The organism is Streptomyces sp. IMTB 2501 (assembly GCF_001953885.1).
In the GTDB taxonomy this organism is placed as follows: domain Bacteria; phylum Actinomycetota; class Actinomycetes; order Streptomycetales; family Streptomycetaceae; genus Streptomyces.
Window position 1 is genome coordinate 189,318 of record NZ_MQUS01000009.1, and the last position, 15,886, is coordinate 205,203.

A 15,886-nucleotide genomic window follows, 5' to 3' on the forward strand; every position below is an offset into this window, starting at 1 on the left:
GCGATCGTAGGGCCCGGACCGTGCGGATGCGGGCCGGAACGGCCGAGTTGGCCGATATCCCGCGCTCCGGGCGCGCGAGTCGCATTCGTACAAGAATCCGGCTCGGTGCCCCCACGAGACTGGCCGCGCCGTCCACAGCCGGACGTGCTCGACCCTCCACGGAAACGGGGACAACTCGCATGGCCAGACGACTCTTCGCCGCCCTCGCCGTCGCCGCCGGCCTGGCAGCCACCACCGCGGTCGCGGCCCCGGCCGCCCAGGCCTCGGCACCCTCGGACTGTCCGTCCACCGCGCTCTGCGCCTACTGGGGAGCGAACTACACCAGCATCTCGGGCCACCCGATGGAGAAGGTCTTCCAGGACAACGACGACCTCACCATGTACCCCAACTTCTACTACTCCCAGGGTGGTTCGCTGTACAACCACGGCGCGAGCTGCAACGTGACCGTGTACACCGCCAAGTACGGCGGCGGCACCCCCTACAACCTCAACCGCGGCACCGGCTGGGCCAGCATCGGCTCCAACCTGCCGCACATCGAGTCCAACAGGTGGTGTCAGTACTGACGTGGCCGGCACCCGCCGTCTGACGAGCGCGGTGCTGCTCCTGGCGCTGGGCGTGGCCGGCTGCACCTCGGCCGGCCGCTCCCCGCCCGAGCCCACCGCTCCCCGCCCGTTCCAGGGCGTCACCTACTACGGCCCCGGCAGCCGGGCCGCGCTGCACACCACGGAGGAACACCTGGTCGCGGCCTGCATGCGCGGCAAGGGCTTCACCTACCAGCCGCAGCCGCGGCCCACCGGCCCCAACCGGCTCGACACCGACCCCTAGCTCCTGCTGACCGAAACGCAGGCCCGGCAGGACGGCTACGGCGAGACCGACGCGGTCCTGCACCCACCGCACCCGGCCGCCGCCACCGGCACCAACGCCCGCGAGGAGAACGATCCGCGGTGGAAGGCCGCCCTGCTCGGCACCGACCGGCACCGGGTCTACGTCCGTCTGCCGGGCACACTGGAGTTCTTCTACAACACCGACTCCTGCGTCTCCGCCGCCGACACCCAGCTCTATGGCCGCGACTACCAGCGGCTCTACAACACCTTCCAGGTCCTCACCGGCCGGGTCGTGAACCGGGTGACGGGCGACGCCCGGTACCGTGCCGCGATACGGCGCTGGCAGGGCTGTATGCGCGACGCCGGACAGCGGGCGCACACACTCGACGAGCCGCCCGCCGCGATCCGGAAGCAACTTCAGCGGGCCGGGACCGATCCGACCGCCCTGCACGCGGTCGCAGGCCGGGAGCTGAAGCTGGCCGGGACCGACGCCGGGTGCCAGCGCCGGGCGGGTCTGTTCGACGCGGTGGCCCAGGCCCAGCGCGACGCGGAGCGAGCGGTGCTGCGCGCGGCGGGAGCGGGGGCGGACGCGGACCTGGCGCGGCTGCGCGAGGCGCGGCAGCGGGCCATCGCCCGCGCCACCGGGTCCGCCACCCCTCCCCCGTGAACCCCACCCGCTCCTCCGGCACGAACACCGCCTACTCCTCGGGCGGGAACACCGCCTCCCCGCTCTCCAGCAGCGTGATCAGGATCGCCTCCACCGGGCAGCTCTCGGCCGCTTCCAGGACGGGTTCGGCGGCGTCGGTGTCCGGGTTCACGGGATGGGACTGGCGGGCGGAGTCGAGACGGAAGTGGTCCGGGGCGTGATGGACGCACTGGGCCGAGCCGATGCACAGTGACCGGTCCACCTCGACGTGCCAGCGGTCGCCCATGGCCTACGCTCCCGCCGGCAGGTGGATCATCTTGTGCTCCAGATACTCGCCGTATCCCTCCGGGCCGAACTCCCGCCCCAGACCGGAGTTCTTGTAGCCGCCGAACGGGCCGAGCATGTCCAGGCTGAAGGTGTTGACCGAGTAGGTGCCGGTGCGGACCTGCCGGGCGATCTCGATGCCGTGCTCGACGTCGGCCGTCCACACGCTGCCGGACAGGCCGTAGTCGGAGTCGTTGGCGATCTTCACCGCCTCGGTCTCGTCGCCGTACGGGAGCAGGCAGATGACCGGGCCGAAGATCTCCTCGCGGGCGATGCGCATGGCGTTGCCGACGTCGCCGAAGAGGGTCGGTTCGACGTACCAGCCCTGTTCCAGGCCCGCCGGACGGCCGCCGCCGGTGAGGACCTTGGCGCCCTCCTCCTGGCCGATCCGGATGTAGTCGAGGTTGCGCTGCTGCTGGCGGCGGGCGACCAGCGGGCCGACCTGGGTCGCCGGGTCCAGCGGGTCGCCGACCTTCAGCGCGCTCGCGGCCGCCGCGAAGGCGTCGGCGAACTCGTCGTAACGGGCGCGTGGGACGAGGATGCGGGTCTGGGCCACACACGCCTGCCCGTTGTTCATCCAGGCGGCCGGGACGATGCCCGACACGGCCGCCCGGAGATCCGCGTCCGGCAGCACCAGCGCCGCCGACTTGCCGCCCAGCTCCAGCGTCACGCGCGTGAGATTGCGGGCGGCGACCTCCATCACGCGCTTGCCGGCCGCGACCGAACCGGTGAAGGAGACCTTGTCGATGCCGGGGTGCCCGACCAGGTACTCGCTGACCTCGCGGTCGGCGGGGAGGACGGAGAGCACGCCCTCGGGCAGGCCCGCGTCCCGCGCGATCTCCGCCAGCAGATACGCGTCCAGCGGGGACTCCGGGGACGGCTTCAGTACGATCGTGCAGCCGGCCAGCAGCGCGGGCGCGAGCTTGGCGGCGGCGACGAACTGCGGGACGTTCCAGGGGACCACGGCCGCGACCACCCCGACCGGCTCCCGTCGGACGAGGATCGGGCCGAGGACACCGTCCCGGTGCTCCTCGTGCGTGAAGTCCCGCGCGACCCTGATCGCCGCGTCCCACACCATCATCGCGCCGAGCGCCTGGGCGAGGACGCTCCAGGAGTACGGCGAGCCGTTCTGCGAGGAGATCACCCGGGCGATCTCCTCGTGCCGCGCGGCGATGCCGTCCTTGATCCGGGTGACGACCTCGATCCGCTCCTCCAGGGTGGCCCGCGGCCACGGCCCCTCGTCGAAGGCGCGGCGCGCGACGGCCACGGCCCGGTCCACGTCCTGCCGACAGGCGTGCGGCACCCGGCCGATGACCTCCTCGGTGTGCGGGGAGATCACCTCGATGACGTCCTTGCCCAGGGAATCGGTCAACTCCCCGCCGATGAACAGCTGTCCGTGTTCCACGAGCCCGGTCATGGCCGTCCGCCTCCCACCGCACCGCAAGTGTTTCTGACGCTGTTTCAGAACTGATATCAGTTCTAGTTATCATGGGCAATGGCCGTGAGGCGGCCCGGCGGAGCCGCTGGGCGGAGGGGCGGAGGGGCGGAGGACCTGATGGTGACGACGTTCGATCACGGCGGGGGCGTACGGTCCGTGGCGGTCCCCATACCGGACAACCCACTCGGCCACACACTGGTGTACGTCGTGGACACCGACCGCGGCCCGGTGCTGGTGGACACCGGGTGGGACGATCCCGCGTCCTGGGACACGCTCGTGGCGGGGCTGACGGCCTGCGGTACGGCGGTGCCGGAGGTGTACGGCGTCGTCATCACGCACCATCACCCCGACCACCACGGCCTGTCGGCCAGGGTGCGCGAGGCCTCCGGCGCCTGGGTGGCGATGCACGCGGCCGACGCGGCGATCGTGCGCAGGGCGCGCGGGACACGGCCCGAGCGGTGGTTCACGTACATGGCCGCCAAGCTGACGGCCGCCGGAGCGCCCGAGCAGCATGTGGCACCGCTGCGCACCGCCCGTGGCCGGAGACTGCCCGGCCTCTCCCCCGCCCTCCCCGACCGGGAGATCGTCCCCGGCGAACTCCTCGACCTGCCCGGCCGCCGGCTGCGTGCGATCTGGACCCCGGGCCACACCCCCGGCCATGTCTGCCTGCACCTGGAGGAGGAGCACCCCGCCCAACTCCCCGGTCACGGCCGCCTGTTCAGCGGAGATCATCTGCTGCCTCGCATCACTCCGCACATCGGTCTGTACGAGGACCCCGACGACGCGACCGTGACCGACCCCCTCGGTGACTACCTCGACTCCCTGGAGCGGATCGGCCGGCTCGCCCCCGCCGAAGTCCTCCCCGCCCACCAGCACACCTTCACCGACGCGTCCGGCCGGGTACGGGAGCTGCTCGACCACCACGAGGAGCGGCTGGCCGGTCTGCTCGCCCTGCTCGCCGAGCCGCTCACCCCGTGGCAGCTCGCCGAGCGCATGGAGTGGAACCGCCCCTGGGCCGAGATCCCCTACGGCTCCCGGAACATCGCCGTCTCGGAGGCCGAGTCCCATCTGCGCCGCCTGGTGAAACAGGGCCTGGCGGAACCGGTGACAGGCAGCGAGCCGGTGGCGTACGTGGCGGTGTAAATCGTTCGCCTGCCGCCGGACCGCACTGCTGCACAGCCCTGTGGAACCCTTGACCATGGATCCTTTGGAGCTGCTTCTCGTCGAGCGCGCCTGTGAGCGTCTGATCGTCGGCTTCGTCCACCGGCTCGACCTCGGTGAACCGGCCTCCGTGGCCGAGCTGTTCACCGAGGACGGCCTGTGGGAATGGCCGCCACCGGGGGACGGGCGGCGGATCCAGGGCCGGGAGGCGCTGCGCACGTACTTCGGCTCCCGCCCCGCCGACCGGCTCTCCCGCCGGCTGATGTCCAACGTGCTGGTCGCGGTGGCCGGCCCGGACACGGCGAGCGCCACCTGGTACTTCTCAACGTATCGCGTCGACGGATACGAAGGGGGCGCCCCCGTCCCCGCCGGGCCGCCCGTCCAGGTCGGGCACTACGCCGACACCTTCCGCAGGGTCGACGGTACGTGGCTGATCGTCTCCCGCACCCTGCACCTGCCCTTCGGCGACGACACCCCGAAGGCCGGCTGAGTCCGCCGGCCGGCCAGGCCCCGCCGGCCGGCCGGGCCCGCCGCTCAGCAGATCTCGGTCCGTTCCGCGGAGATGATCATCTCGGCGAGGTCGGCGAGGGTGGCGAGCTGACGGGCGTTCATGTGCGGGGCGCGGGCGGCGAGCCGGACGAGGCCACTCTCGCGCAGCCGTACCAGCGGGTCGGCCTCGGCCTCCAGTTCCTGCAGCACCGGACCCAACGCCTCGTGCAGCGCCTCCGGTTCGTCGGCCGTGAAGAAGCCCGCGGGCAGCCCGAAGAAGCGGCGCAGCCGGTCGGCGTGCTCCAGGCTCGGCATGCCGCTCTTGCGCCATACACTCAGCCACTGCCGGCTGGTTCCGGCGATCCTCGCCAGCTCGTCCAGCGAGTACCGCTTGCCGTCCGGGCGGCGCCGGGTCTCCCGGATGAAGTCCAGCCGCTGGCGCACCCGCCCGGCCAGACAGGTCTCGGGTGCCCGGCCGCCGGAGAGCAGCTCGACGACGATACCGACGGGGATGCCGGTGCGATGGGACAGGTCGGCCACGTCGAGGGCCTCCGGCAGCCGGCCGGGGCGGCCGGTCAACTCGCCCAGCCTGTCCAGGACATCGGTCAGCGGGGCATAGGCGTCACTCACCGAGGTCCCCCCTGGGCGTGTCGTCCGTTCGGTGGCTGAGCTGTCGGCGAGGCTACCGGGTCATACGTCCCCCGACCAGAGTTGGCAAGGGTCCCTGCCCAAGAAGGCAGGAATCGTTGACAGTTGAAGGTGCGACGGGTCAGGATCACGACACAGAGAGCAAGATTTTCGACCCGCCCCGGGTGCCGTCTATGGGGGAGCGGCATCCGGGGCGATTCTCTGTCCCGCTTCTCCCGCGAAGGTGATGCGCCGATGCCGCAGCCCGTCCTTCTGATCGGGGCCGGCCGGGCCGCGCACGGCGGGTACCCGCTGGCCCGGATCGCCGCCGTGCGTCCGGTGGTGCTGGTCGACGCCTCGGCGCCCGGCTGGGCACGGCCGTATCTGTCCGGCCATCTCGCGGCCGACCCCGCGCGGGAGTCGGAGACGGCCGAGGCGGTGGCACGGTACGCGGCCCGGCACCCGGTCGCGGGCGTGCTCAGCTGGAGCCGGGAGCACCTGGCCGTGACGGCGCGGATCACAGGGCGGCTGGGGCTGCCGGGCCTGCCGTACGAGACGGCCGCCGCCTGCGCCGACCCGGCGGCGGCACGGGCACTGCTGGTACGGCACCGGGTGCCGCAGGCGAAACCGGACGACCCGGAGGGGCCGCTGGTGTCGGCCGAGACCGTCGTCCTGGACGACGAGGTCCGCATCGCCGCGCTCACCCGTACGACCTCGCTGCGGCACTCCGTCCACGCCCATGACGGCCTGCTGCACAACCCGTTTCTCCGGCAGACCGTGGAGCGGACGGTACGGGCGCTCGGTCTCACGCACACCGTCGCGCACGTGGGTCTCCGGCTGACCGAGCGGGGGCCCAGCGTCACCGGGGTCGCGCCGCATCTGCCGGGTGAGCTGATCCCCTGGCTGGTGGAGCGGGCGACGGGGGTGGATCTGGTCGGGGCCGCGGTGGCACTCGCGTGCGGGGCAGTGGTGGAAGTGACGCCTACGCGGCAGCGGGCTGCCGCGATCCGGTTCGCGCATGCCTCCCGGCGGGTTTCCCGGATGTACTGGGTCGTTGAGGGTGAGGATGCGTTGGAGTGCGAACGGGCGTTGGACGCGGCGTAGCGGTTTCGCCGGACACGGCCCCGCGCCCCTTCAGGCGGCTGCCGCACAGCCACTCCTCAGGGCTCTCGGGTCTGCCGGTAAAGTGGCGGGGTCGTCATCACACCCGTACGGGGAAAAGCCGGTGCAATTCCGGCGCTGACCCGCAACCGTCAACCGCCGCACGGCGGTGAGCCGGACCGCCCCGGGCGGGACGTTGACCGGCTCGTGTGCGTCGGCGGTCCGCCGTGCACGGCACCGTCGAGGTTTACGGAGCCGAGCCGCCCGGGGGGTTTCCCGTGCGCTGCCGGTTCCCCGCAGGAGAGGCAGTCGCCGACCATGAACGTCCGCCGCAGTGCCGCGGCTCTCGCCGCCGTAGGCGTGCTGGCCGCCGCCGCGCCCGCCACGGCCACCGGCCCGTCCCCGTCTCCGAAGGCCGCGCTCCCGTCGGGTCTGTACGGCACGTCCGACCCGGCCTACGACGGCGTGTGGCGGCAGTCGTTGACGCTGGTCGCCCAGCGGACCCTCGGTTACCGGCCGGCCGCGCAGGCCGTGGACTGGCTCGCCGGCCAGCAGTGCGCGAGCGGCGCTTTCGCCGCCTTCCGTGCCGACCCTGCCAAGGCCTGCGACGGCAAGGTCATGGTGGACACCAACAGCACCGCCGCCGCGGTCCAGGCCCTGCGGGCCGCCGGCGGGCACGGCGACGCCGTCGGCAAGGCGGTGACCTGGCTGAAGTCCGTGCAGAACAAGGACGGCGGCTGGGGCTACTCGCCGGGCGGGCCCAGCGACACCAACTCCACCTCCGTGGTCGTGGGCGCGCTGGCCGCGACCGGCGCCGACCCGGCGTCCGTCCGCAAGTCCGGCAGGTCCCCCTACGACCTGCTGGCCACCTGGTCCATCCCCTGCGACCAGGACGGCGGCGGCGCCCTCGCCTACCAGCCCGGCAAGAAGGGCGAGCTGGCCGCCAACGCGGACGCCACGGCGGCCGGGGTGCTCGGCGCGCTCGGCAGGGGGTTCGTCGCCGAGGCCGGGAAGGCGCCCGCGCAGGAGGCGTGTGCCAAGGCCGGTCGTCCCACTCCGGCGCAGGTGGCCGACAACGCCGGCGCCTATCTGGCGGCCGCCGTCGCCAAGAGCGGGCACCTGCGGTCCGCGCTGCCCGGCGCCAAGGACCAGCCGGACTACGGCAACACGGCGGACACGGTCGTCGCGCTCGCCGCGGACGGCCGGACCGAGCAGGCGAAGAAGGCGTACGACTGGCTGGAGAAGAACGCCGGGAACTGGGCGGCGCAGAGCGGTCCGGCGGCCTACGCACAGCTGATCCTCGCCGCCCACGCGATCGGCGCGCAGCCGGGTGACTTCGGCGGCACCAGCCTGGTCCGGTCCCTCAACGAGCTGGGCCCGGCCCCGCACATGGACTCCGCCGCGCACGGGACCGAGAAGGCCGGCACGTCCGACGGCGGCTCGAACTTCGGCATCTGGTGGTTCGTCGGCGTCTGCCTCGTCGCGGGCATCGGCGTCGGCTTCCTGCTCAGCGGCCGGAAGAAGCGGCAGCCGTGACCGCCGTCCGCCGCGCCGCGGGTGTCCTGTGCGCCGCACTGGTCCTGCTGGCCGGTGCCGGGCAGGCGCGGGCCACCGGCTACCGGTACTGGTCCTTCTGGGAGCGGACCGGCGGGCACTGGGCGTACGCCACCACGGGCCCGTCGAGCGCCCGTCCCGACGACGGCGCCGTGGAGGGTTTCCGCTTCGCGGTGAGCGCGGACTCGGCGGACGCGAGCCGGCCGCGCGGGGCGGCGGACTTCGGCACGATCTGCTCGTCCACACCGGCCAGGTCCGGTATGAAACGGGTGGCCCTGGTCCTCGACTTCGGCACACCGGCGGACGCGCCGTCCGGCGAGACACCGCCGGGCCGTCGTACGGCCTGCGCGCGCGTGTCCGACGACGCGACGACGGCCGACGCCGTGGCGGCCGTGGCCAAGCCCCTGCGCTACGACACCAACGCCCTGCTGTGTGCGATCTCCGGGTATCCGAAGGAGGGATGCGGGGAGCAGGTGGCCTCCGGCCGGAAGACCGGCTCGGACCAGAGGGGCGGCTCGGGCCAGAAGGGCGGCTCGGACAGCGGGCCTTCCCTGGGTCTGCCGATCGGCGTGGGAGTGGTCGTTCTGCTGGCGGGGGCAGCGGTGTGGCAGGCACGGCGGCGGAATGTCTCCGGTTGACCGCGGGCCGTCCGTGGCCGGTCGCTCCCCCAGGGGGTGCCTCAAGGGCCTGGGAGACTCCTCGGGAAGCGCCCGTCCCGCAGACAGCGGCACCGGGCAAGCGCCGGTGAGCGACCCCGCCCCCGTCCGGCTCCGGCGCCGCTCCACCGTTCACCCCGGTGCCTGGTGGCTCTGGGCGTTGGGTCTGGGTACGGCCGCCACCCGCACCACCAACCCCCTCCTCCTCGCCCTGCTCATATCCGCCTCCGCCTACGTCGTGGCAACGCACCGCACCCCCACCCCCACCTCCCGCGCCTACACCGCCTTCGCCAAGCTCGCCCTCGCCGTCCTCCTCATCCGCCTCCTCTTCGCGGTGGCGCTGGGCTCCCCCATCCCCGGCACCCACACCCTCCTCACCCTCCCCGAAGCCCCGCTCCCCCACTGGGCACAGGGCATCCGCCTGGGCGGAAGGATCACGGCGGAGGCGCTCGTCTTCGCCGGCTACGACGGGCTCAAGCTCGCCACCCTGCTGATCTGCGTCGGCGCGGCGAACGCGCTCGCCGGCCCCGCCCGCCTCCTGAAATCCCTGCCCGGCGCCCTGTACGAGACCGGCGTCGCCGTGGTCGTCGCGCTCACCTTCGCACCGCACCTGATCGCCGATGTCCAGCGGCTGCGGGCCGCCCGACGGCTGCGCGGCCGCCCCGACCGGGGCCTGCGCGGTCTGCTGCAGGTCGGACTGCCGGTCCTGGAGGGCGCGTTGGAGCGCTCGGTCGCCCTGGCCGCCGCGATGGAGGCCCGCGGCTACGGCCGCAGTGCGAAGGTCCCGGCCCGCGTCCGCCGTACGACGGCCGCGCTCACCCTCGGCGGTCTGCTCGGCGTGTGCGCGGGCACATACGGGCTGCTCACCGCGGAGGGCGGCACCTACGGCATCCCGCTGCTGCTGGCCGGTGTCGCCGCCGCGCTCGCGGGGCTCCGGCTCGGCGGCCGGCGTTCGCTGCGCACCCGGTACCGCCCCGACCCCTGGGACGCGCGGGCCTGGCTGGTCGCCGGTGCCGGCGTCGCCGTCGCCGCGCTGCTCACCCTGGCCGCCGCCCGCGATCCGGAAGCCCTGCATCCCGGGGTCGTCCCCCTCGTCGCCCCCACCCTCCCCCTGTGGCCCGCCGCGGCGATCCTCCTCGCCCTGCTCCCCGCCCTCGTCGTCCCCCAGGACCCCAAGGAGCCGTCGTGATCCGCTTCGAGGATGTCAGCGTGACGTACGACGGTGCGGCCGAACCCACCGTCCGGGGCATCGACTTCGAGGTGCCGGAAGGTGAACTGGTGCTGCTCGTCGGCTCGTCCGGGGTCGGCAAGTCGACCGTGCTCGGCGCGGTGAGCGGGCTGGTGCCGCACTTCACCGGCGGCACCCTGCGCGGCCGCGTCACGGTGGCCGGCCGCGACACCCGTACCCACAAACCGCGCGAACTCGCCGACGTGGTCGGCACGGTGGGGCAGGATCCGCTCGCCCACTTCGTGACGGACACGGTCGAGGACGAACTCGCCTACGGAATGGAGTCGTTGGGCCTGGCTCCGGAGGTGATGCGCCGCCGGGTCGAGGAAACCCTGGACCTGCTGGGCCTGGCGGGACTCCGGAACCGCCCGATCGCCACCCTCTCCGGCGGACAGCGGCAGCGGGTCGCGATCGGCTCGGTCCTCACCCCGCACCCTCAGGTGCTGGTCCTGGACGAGCCGACCTCGGCGCTGGACCCGGCCGCCGCGGAAGAGGTCCTGGCCGTGCTCCAGCGTCTCGTGCACGACCTCGGTACGACGGTCCTGCTGGCCGAGCACCGCCTGGAACGCGTGATCCACTACGCCGACCGGGTCGTCCTCCTCCCCGCCCCCGGCGAACCCCCGATCGTCGGCACCCCGGCCGAGGTGATGGCCGTGTCCCCGGTCTACCCCCCGGTGGTCGCCCTGGGCCGCCTGGCCGACTGGTCCCCGCCCCCCCTGACCGTCCGAGACGCCCGCCGCCAAGCCGCTGATCTGCGCAAACGCCTGGCAGCTTCGGCGCCGGCCGAGACCAGCCGCACCGCATCGGCCGCAGCCGCAGCCAGTACCGCCGGGGCGGCGCCCGTCCCGCAGCCGGCGGCACCCCGTCAGAGCGGGCAAGCGGACCCGCCCCCGCCCAGCACCCGCACACCGCACCGTTCCCTCTTCCGCCGCCGCCCCTCCCCCGCACCGAACACCCCGCAGACCCACATCGCCGAAACAGCAACCCTCTCCGTCCGCCGAGCCCGCACAGACGCCCTGCGCCACGTGGACCTGTCGGTCGCCCCCGGCGAAACCATCGCCCTCATGGGCCGCAACGGCGCAGGCAAGTCCACCCTCCTCTCCTGCCTCGTCGGACTCCTCGCCCCCACCACCGGCAGCGTCCGCGTCGGCGGAGTCGACCCCCATCGCACCGCACCCCCCGATCTCGTCCGCCGTGTCGGCCTCGTTCCGCAGGAGCCACGTGACCTGCTGTACGCCGACACGGTGGCCGACGAGTGCGCGGCGGCCGACCGGGACGCCGGTGCCGGGCCGGGCACCTGCCGGGCGCTGGTGTCGGAGCTGCTGCCGGGGATCACGGACGACACGCACCCCCGCGACCTCTCCGAGGGCCAGTGCCTGGCGCTCGCCCTGGCCGTCGTACTGACCGCTCGCCCGCCCCTCCTCCTGCTCGACGAGCCGACGCGCGGCCTGGACTACGCGGCGAAGGCCCGCCTGGTGGCCGTGTTGCGCGGGCTCGCCGCCGAGGGGCACGCGATCGTGCTGGCCACGCATGACGTGGAGCTGGCGGCGGAGATCGCGCACCGGGTCGTGCTGCTCGCCGAGGGAGAAGTGATCGCCGACGGGCCGACCGCGCAGATCGTCGTCTCCTCGCCGTCCTTCGCACCGCAGGTGACGAAGATCCTCGCCCCGCAGCAGTGGCTGACCGTGACCGAGGTCCGCGAGGCCCTCATATGAGTGCTCGGCGCCCGAGCGCCCCGCGCCCGAAAGCCCGGCTGCACGTCGTCCGGCTCGGACCCCGCTCGATCGCCGCACTCGCGCTGGTCAGCGCGGTCGGTGTGATCGCCTTCGGCTGGCCCTTCCTCGCCCCGCCCACCTCGCAGCTGAACGCGCACGCCCAGGACGCGCCCTGGCTCTTCGCCGGCCTGCTCGTCCTCCTGGTCGCGGTCGTGGCGGCGACGATCTCCGAATCGGATCTCGGCCCGAAGGCCGTGGCCATGCTGGGTGTGCTGGCCGCGACGGGGGCCGCGCTGCGGCCGGTCGGCGCGGGGACGGCCGGTATCGAGCCGATGTTCTTTCTGCTGGTGCTCAGCGGGCGGGTGCTGGGCCCCGGCTTCGGCTTCACGCTGGGCTCGGTGACGATGTTCGCGTCCGCGCTGCTCACGGGCGGCGTCGGGCCGTGGCTGCCGTTCCAGATGCTGTCGATGGGCTGGTTCACGATGGGGGCCGGGCTGCTGCCGGGCCCGGTCCGGCTGCGGGGCCGTCTCGAACTGCTCCTGCTCGCGGGCTACGGCTTCCTGGCCGCCTTCGCCTACGGCACGGTCATGAATCTGGCCGGCTGGCCCTTCATGGGCGCCGCGGCCTCGAACATCTCCTTCGACGCCCACGCCTCCGTCCCCGCCAACCTGGCCCGTTTCGTCGCCTACTGCCTGGCCACCTCGCTCGGCTGGGACCTCGGCCGGGCCGTCTGCACGGTGGTGCTGACCCTCGTCCTCGGCCCGGCAGTGCTGCGCGCGCTGCGCCGGGCCACACGGCGGGCGGCGTTCGAGACCGCGGTCACATTCGACGCCCGAGAACCCTCACCGGACGGATACGGCACCTCACCCAGCGGCACCGCGCCGGTGAAGCACCCCACATGACCCAGATCACCTACGATCCGGGGCAGTAGTAACAAATGTCCGATACGTCCATCGGTGCACCCTTGCTGACCTGCGCATTGAGACCCACGCCACAGAGGCGACCTTTCCAGGCGATCCGGCCACAACTAGTAAAAGGGGTCATTGCGGACCTACTTCGAGCCTGCTTGTCTGGACGACGTCGCCAGGCGCCACGAGCCCTCACGGGCCGCGGCGCCGACGTATACGGCCACCGCGTGTGACCCGGTCGTACGGCGACCCCCTGTCCCCGACGCAAGAGGTTCTCCGTGTCCGTCTCCTTCATCCGCCGCATCGCTTCCCCGAAGAAGGCCCTCACCGTCGCCGCCGTGGCCGCCGCCACCGCCGGTATGGCGCTCTCCGCGGCGCCCGCCCAGGCCGCCCCGGCCTCGGCCTCCTCCGCTCAGGCGATCGCGAAGAAGATGATCCCGGACGCCGCGCAGTTCAACGCGTTCAACAAGATCGTCACGCACGAGAGCGGCTGGAACCCGTCCGCCACCAACAGCTCCTCCGGCGCCTACGGCCTGGTCCAGGCCCTGCCCGCCTCGAAGATGGCCTCCGCCGGCGCCGACTGGAAGACCAACCCGGCCACCCAGATCAAGTGGGGCCTGGACTACATGAACTCCCGCTACGGCAGCCCGGTCAAGGCGTGGAGCTTCTGGCAGGCGAACGGCTGGTACTGAGCCGGCGGCTTCCCGCCATCGAGGCTCCCGCCGCTGAACCAGCGCGCGATCCGGGCCGGCGCCGCCCGGTACGGCCCACCGCGGTCGACGGCGCCCATATCGAGCAAGCGCACCCTCGCCCCCGCCGGGCGAGGGTGCGCTCGTATGTCCGGACGTGGCGCTGGGCAAGCGGCCGGCCCCCACCGGCCCGCAGCCGAACGGATTCACCGCACCGCCGTCGGGACGACCACGTGGTGGAGTTGTCCCCACCCCGTCCGTCCCGGCCCAGCGGAGGAACCATGACGACGGCACCGTCAGCGCGGGCGTCCGCCCCCGACCCGGAGACGCGCGGGCTGCGGCTGGTGCTGGTGCTGCTGATCCTGACCGTGGTGAGCGGGCTGATCGACGCCGTCAGCTATCTGGGCCTCGGCCGGGTCTTCACGGCCAACATGACCGGCAACGTGGTCGTGCTGGGCTTCGCGGCGGCCGGCGCGCCCGGCTTCTCCGTCCCGCACACAGCCACCTCGCTGGTCTGCTTCCTGCTCGGCGCGGTGGCAGGCGGCCGGGTGGCGGCCCACGCCGGATCCGGATCCCGGCGCCGGTGGACCCGGCTGACGCTCACCGCCGAGGCGGTCCTCGTCGGCGTCTCGGCGGCGGTCGCCTTCGCCTGGCCGGACACCTCCGGCACCCGCTACGCCCTGATCGCCCTGACCGCCTTCGCGATGGGCCTGCGCAACGCGACCGTCCGCAAGCTCGGCATCGCCGACCTCACCACGACCGTCCTGACCATGACCCTGACCGGCCTGGCCGCCGAGTCCCGCCTCGGCGACGCCACCGGCCACCGCTCACCGCGCCGTACGGCCTCGGTGATCGCGATGTCCGTGGGCGCCTGCCTGGGCGCGCTGCTCGTCCTCCGTCACGGCCTGGGCATCCCGCTGCTGATCGCGGCGGTGGCGTCGGGCGTACTGGCGGTGGTGGCGTCCGGCCGGGAATGAACCGTACGGCTCTCGGACCTCGGGGGAGGCAGGAACGGGGCGTTGGGGTAGGGGTGCTCCTGCCTCCCTCGGGGTGGGCCGACCCCCCGGGGTCAGCCGGTGGTGACCTGGAGTTCCTTGACGCCGTTGATCCAGGCCGAGCGGAGCCGGCGCGGGGCGTCGGCCAGCCGTAGGCCGGGCATGGCGTCGGCGATGGCGCCGAAGATCAGGTCGATCTCCAGGATCGCCAGGGACTTGCCCAGGCAGTAGTGCGGGCCGCCACCACCGAAGCCCAGGTGGGGGTTGGGGTCGCGGGTGATGTCGAAGGTGTCGGGGTCGGTGAAGACCTCGGGGTCGTGGTTGGCGGAGGCGTAGAACAGCCCGACGCGGTCGCCCTTCCTGATCGGGACGCCGGCCAGTTCGGTGTCCTGGGTGGCGGTCCGCTGGAAGGCGTTGACCGGGGTCGCCCAGCGCACGATCTCCTCGGCCGTGGTGGCCGGCCGCTCCCGCTTGAAGAGGTCCCACTGCTCGGAGTGGGTCAGGAACGCGTGCATTCCGTGGGTGATGGCGTTACGGGTCGTCTCGTTCCCGGCGACCGCAAGCATCAGTACGAAGAAGCCGAACTCGTCGGAGTTGAGGTTGCCCTCGTCCTCCGCCGCGACCAGCGTCGTCACGATGTCGTGGGCCGGGCACCGCTTGCGCTCGGCGGCCATGTTCATCGCGTAGGCGATGATCTCGGTGGCCGACTCCGCGCCGACCTCCTCGGTGATGGCGTACTCGGGATCGTCGTAGGCGATCATCTTGTTGGACCAGTCGAAGATCTTGGACCGGTCCTCCTGGGGGACGCCGATCAGCTCGGCGATGGCCTGCAACGGCAGTTCGCAGGCGACCTCGGCGACGAAGTCGAAGGCTCCGGAGCGGGTGCGGGCGGCGGAGACGATCGCCGCGGCGCGGGCCCGGAGCCGTTCCTCCAAGGCGCGGATGGAACGTGGCGTGAAGCCCCGCTGCACGATCTGCCGCACCCGCGTATGTTCCGGGGGATCCATGTTGAGCAGGATCAGGCGCTGTGCGTCGATCGCGTCGCGCTCGATGTGCTCGTTGAAGCGGATGATCGCGGTGTTGAGGGCGGAGGAGAAGAGTTCCGGGTGCGTGGAGACGTGCTTGACGTCCGCGTGCCGGGTCACGGCCCAGTAGCCGGCGTCGGCGAAGCCCGCGAGGCCGTGCGGCTGGGCGATCCAGCGGACCGGCTCGGCCCGGCGCAGCTCGGCGAACTCGGGCAAAGGCACACGGTGGTGCAGCAGGTCGGGGTCGGTGAGGTCGAACCCGTCGGGCAGCGCGGGGCAGTGCATCGGCGGCTCCCGTCGTCCATTCTGACGGTCCATCAGCGGGTGCCGTGAACGTAGTAACGGGTTCTACAAGTGGCAAGGGGTACGACGCCCCCGATCCGTGCGGAATTCGTGCAGATCGAAACTTCGGCACCTGCACGACCCTTGCGGTGATGGACATCACGTCAGCAGACTGCTGAACAGAACTAGAACGCGTACTAGTTCTGGAGGAGAGCCCTCTCGGA

17 protein-coding genes and 1 riboswitch are annotated in these 15,886 nt (G+C 72.8%); of the genes, 13 read left to right on the forward strand and 4 right to left on the reverse strand.

Going from position 1 to position 15,886, the window contains the following annotated elements; genetic code table 11:
• Positions 1 to 179 precede the first annotated feature (179 nt).
• The 3 genes from AV521_RS17920 (at position 180) to AV521_RS50885 (ending at position 1,491) form a co-directional block, all read left to right on the forward strand.
• Positions 180 to 563 carry a peptidase inhibitor family I36 protein gene (locus AV521_RS17920; RefSeq protein WP_076089459.1) on the forward strand — a complete coding sequence of 128 codons (384 nt, stop codon included), beginning with the start codon at positions 180 to 182 and terminating at the stop codon, positions 561 to 563.
• A 1-nt stretch (position 564) separates the two neighbouring features.
• Complete coding sequence (locus AV521_RS50880; RefSeq protein ID WP_256725587.1) at positions 565 to 825, forward strand: hypothetical protein; 261 nt, start codon at positions 565 to 567, stop codon at positions 823 to 825.
• A 291-nt stretch (positions 826 to 1,116) separates the two neighbouring features.
• The gene (locus AV521_RS50885; RefSeq protein WP_256725588.1) at positions 1,117 to 1,491 is read left to right on the forward strand and encodes a hypothetical protein; all 375 of its coding nucleotides are present in this window, start codon (positions 1,117 to 1,119) and stop codon (positions 1,489 to 1,491) included.
• Positions 1,492 to 1,522: 31 nt separating this feature from the next.
• Here the strand turns inward: AV521_RS50885 and AV521_RS17930 are convergent, their stop codons facing one another.
• Together AV521_RS17930 and AV521_RS17935 are read right to left on the reverse strand one after the other, a co-directional pair.
• Positions 1,523 to 1,756, reverse strand: coding sequence for a ferredoxin (locus AV521_RS17930; protein ID WP_076089460.1), 234 nt, complete (start codon positions 1,754 to 1,756; stop codon positions 1,523 to 1,525).
• Between the two features lie 3 nt (positions 1,757 to 1,759).
• On the reverse strand, positions 1,760 to 3,211 hold the full coding sequence (locus AV521_RS17935; protein WP_076089461.1) for an aldehyde dehydrogenase: 1,452 nt from the start codon (positions 3,209 to 3,211) through the stop codon (positions 1,760 to 1,762).
• A gap of 138 nt (positions 3,212 to 3,349) precedes the next feature.
• Between AV521_RS17935 and AV521_RS17940 the strand changes: the two genes are divergently transcribed.
• The gene (locus AV521_RS17940; protein WP_076089462.1) at positions 3,350 to 4,375 is read left to right on the forward strand and encodes an MBL fold metallo-hydrolase; all 1,026 of its coding nucleotides are present in this window, start codon (positions 3,350 to 3,352) and stop codon (positions 4,373 to 4,375) included.
• A 55-nt stretch (positions 4,376 to 4,430) separates the two neighbouring features.
• The gene (locus tag AV521_RS17945; protein ID WP_076089463.1) at positions 4,431 to 4,883 is read left to right on the forward strand and encodes a nuclear transport factor 2 family protein; all 453 of its coding nucleotides are present in this window, start codon (positions 4,431 to 4,433) and stop codon (positions 4,881 to 4,883) included.
• A 44-nt stretch (positions 4,884 to 4,927) separates the two neighbouring features.
• On the opposite strand, the gene AV521_RS17950 is transcribed toward AV521_RS17945, so the two are convergent.
• Positions 4,928 to 5,512, reverse strand: a complete 585-nt coding sequence (locus tag AV521_RS17950; protein WP_076089464.1) for a helix-turn-helix transcriptional regulator — start codon at positions 5,510 to 5,512, stop codon at positions 4,928 to 4,930.
• Between the two features lie 252 nt (positions 5,513 to 5,764).
• Between AV521_RS17950 and AV521_RS17955 the strand changes: the two genes are divergently transcribed.
• From AV521_RS17955 to AV521_RS17990, 8 genes are all read left to right on the forward strand, one after another.
• Positions 5,765 to 6,613, forward strand: a complete 849-nt coding sequence (locus tag AV521_RS17955; RefSeq protein ID WP_076089465.1) for a hypothetical protein — start codon at positions 5,765 to 5,767, stop codon at positions 6,611 to 6,613.
• A gap of 71 nt (positions 6,614 to 6,684) precedes the next feature.
• A riboswitch (cobalamin riboswitch) is annotated at positions 6,685 to 6,812 on the forward strand.
• Between the two features lie 116 nt (positions 6,813 to 6,928).
• Positions 6,929 to 8,146: a prenyltransferase/squalene oxidase repeat-containing protein gene (locus AV521_RS17960; protein WP_076089466.1), complete on the forward strand. Its 1,218-nt coding sequence runs from the start codon at positions 6,929 to 6,931 to the stop codon at positions 8,144 to 8,146.
• Positions 8,143 to 8,802, forward strand: a complete 660-nt coding sequence (locus AV521_RS17965) for an SCO2322 family protein (protein WP_076089467.1) — start codon at positions 8,143 to 8,145, stop codon at positions 8,800 to 8,802. The genes AV521_RS17960 and AV521_RS17965 overlap by 4 nt, the downstream gene beginning before the upstream one ends.
• A 106-nt stretch (positions 8,803 to 8,908) precedes the next feature.
• The gene (locus AV521_RS17970; RefSeq protein ID WP_256725589.1) at positions 8,909 to 10,009 is read left to right on the forward strand and encodes an energy-coupling factor transporter transmembrane protein EcfT; all 1,101 of its coding nucleotides are present in this window, start codon (positions 8,909 to 8,911) and stop codon (positions 10,007 to 10,009) included.
• Positions 10,006 to 11,763, forward strand: a complete 1,758-nt coding sequence (locus AV521_RS17975; RefSeq protein ID WP_076089469.1) for an ABC transporter ATP-binding protein — start codon at positions 10,006 to 10,008, stop codon at positions 11,761 to 11,763. The genes AV521_RS17970 and AV521_RS17975 overlap by 4 nt, the downstream gene beginning before the upstream one ends.
• Entirely contained in the window at positions 11,760 to 12,665 is a 906-nt protein-coding gene (locus AV521_RS17980) for an ECF transporter S component (RefSeq protein ID WP_076089470.1), read from the forward strand. Before AV521_RS17975 ends, AV521_RS17980 begins: the two co-directional genes overlap by 4 nt.
• A gap of 284 nt (positions 12,666 to 12,949) precedes the next feature.
• Positions 12,950 to 13,363 carry a transglycosylase SLT domain-containing protein gene (locus tag AV521_RS17985; protein ID WP_076089471.1) on the forward strand — a complete coding sequence of 138 codons (414 nt, stop codon included), beginning with the start codon at positions 12,950 to 12,952 and terminating at the stop codon, positions 13,361 to 13,363.
• 278 nt (positions 13,364 to 13,641) lie between these two features.
• Entirely contained in the window at positions 13,642 to 14,337 is a 696-nt protein-coding gene (locus tag AV521_RS17990; RefSeq protein WP_076089472.1) for a YoaK family protein, read from the forward strand.
• 92 nt (positions 14,338 to 14,429) lie between these two features.
• Here AV521_RS17990 and AV521_RS17995 read toward each other — a convergent pair whose 3' ends face one another.
• Positions 14,430 to 15,665: a cytochrome P450 gene (locus tag AV521_RS17995; RefSeq protein ID WP_076089473.1), complete on the reverse strand. Its 1,236-nt coding sequence runs from the start codon at positions 15,663 to 15,665 to the stop codon at positions 14,430 to 14,432.
• Between the last annotated feature and the right edge of the window lie 221 nt (positions 15,666 to 15,886).

Excerpts from the sequence above, each read along its gene's own strand:
- AV521_RS17935 (WP_076089461.1), bottom strand. The coding sequence starts at position 3,211 with ATGACCGGGCTCGTGGAACACGGACAGCTGTTCATCGGCGGGGAGTTG.
- AV521_RS17930 (WP_076089460.1), bottom strand. The coding sequence starts at position 1,756 with ATGGGCGACCGCTGGCACGTCGAGGTGGACCGGTCACTGTGCATCGGC.
- AV521_RS17990 (WP_076089472.1), top strand. The coding sequence starts at position 13,642 with ATGACGACGGCACCGTCAGCGCGGGCGTCCGCCCCCGACCCGGAGACG.
- AV521_RS17980 (WP_076089470.1), top strand. The coding sequence starts at position 11,760 with ATGAGTGCTCGGCGCCCGAGCGCCCCGCGCCCGAAAGCCCGGCTGCAC.
- AV521_RS17955 (WP_076089465.1), top strand. The coding sequence starts at position 5,765 with ATGCCGCAGCCCGTCCTTCTGATCGGGGCCGGCCGGGCCGCGCACGGC.
- AV521_RS17920 (WP_076089459.1), top strand. The coding sequence starts at position 180 with ATGGCCAGACGACTCTTCGCCGCCCTCGCCGTCGCCGCCGGCCTGGCA.
- AV521_RS17995 (WP_076089473.1), bottom strand. The coding sequence starts at position 15,665 with ATGCACTGCCCCGCGCTGCCCGACGGGTTCGACCTCACCGACCCCGAC.
- AV521_RS17940 (WP_076089462.1), top strand. The coding sequence starts at position 3,350 with ATGGTGACGACGTTCGATCACGGCGGGGGCGTACGGTCCGTGGCGGTC.
- AV521_RS17960 (WP_076089466.1), top strand. The coding sequence starts at position 6,929 with ATGAACGTCCGCCGCAGTGCCGCGGCTCTCGCCGCCGTAGGCGTGCTG.
- AV521_RS17945 (WP_076089463.1), top strand. The coding sequence starts at position 4,431 with ATGGATCCTTTGGAGCTGCTTCTCGTCGAGCGCGCCTGTGAGCGTCTG.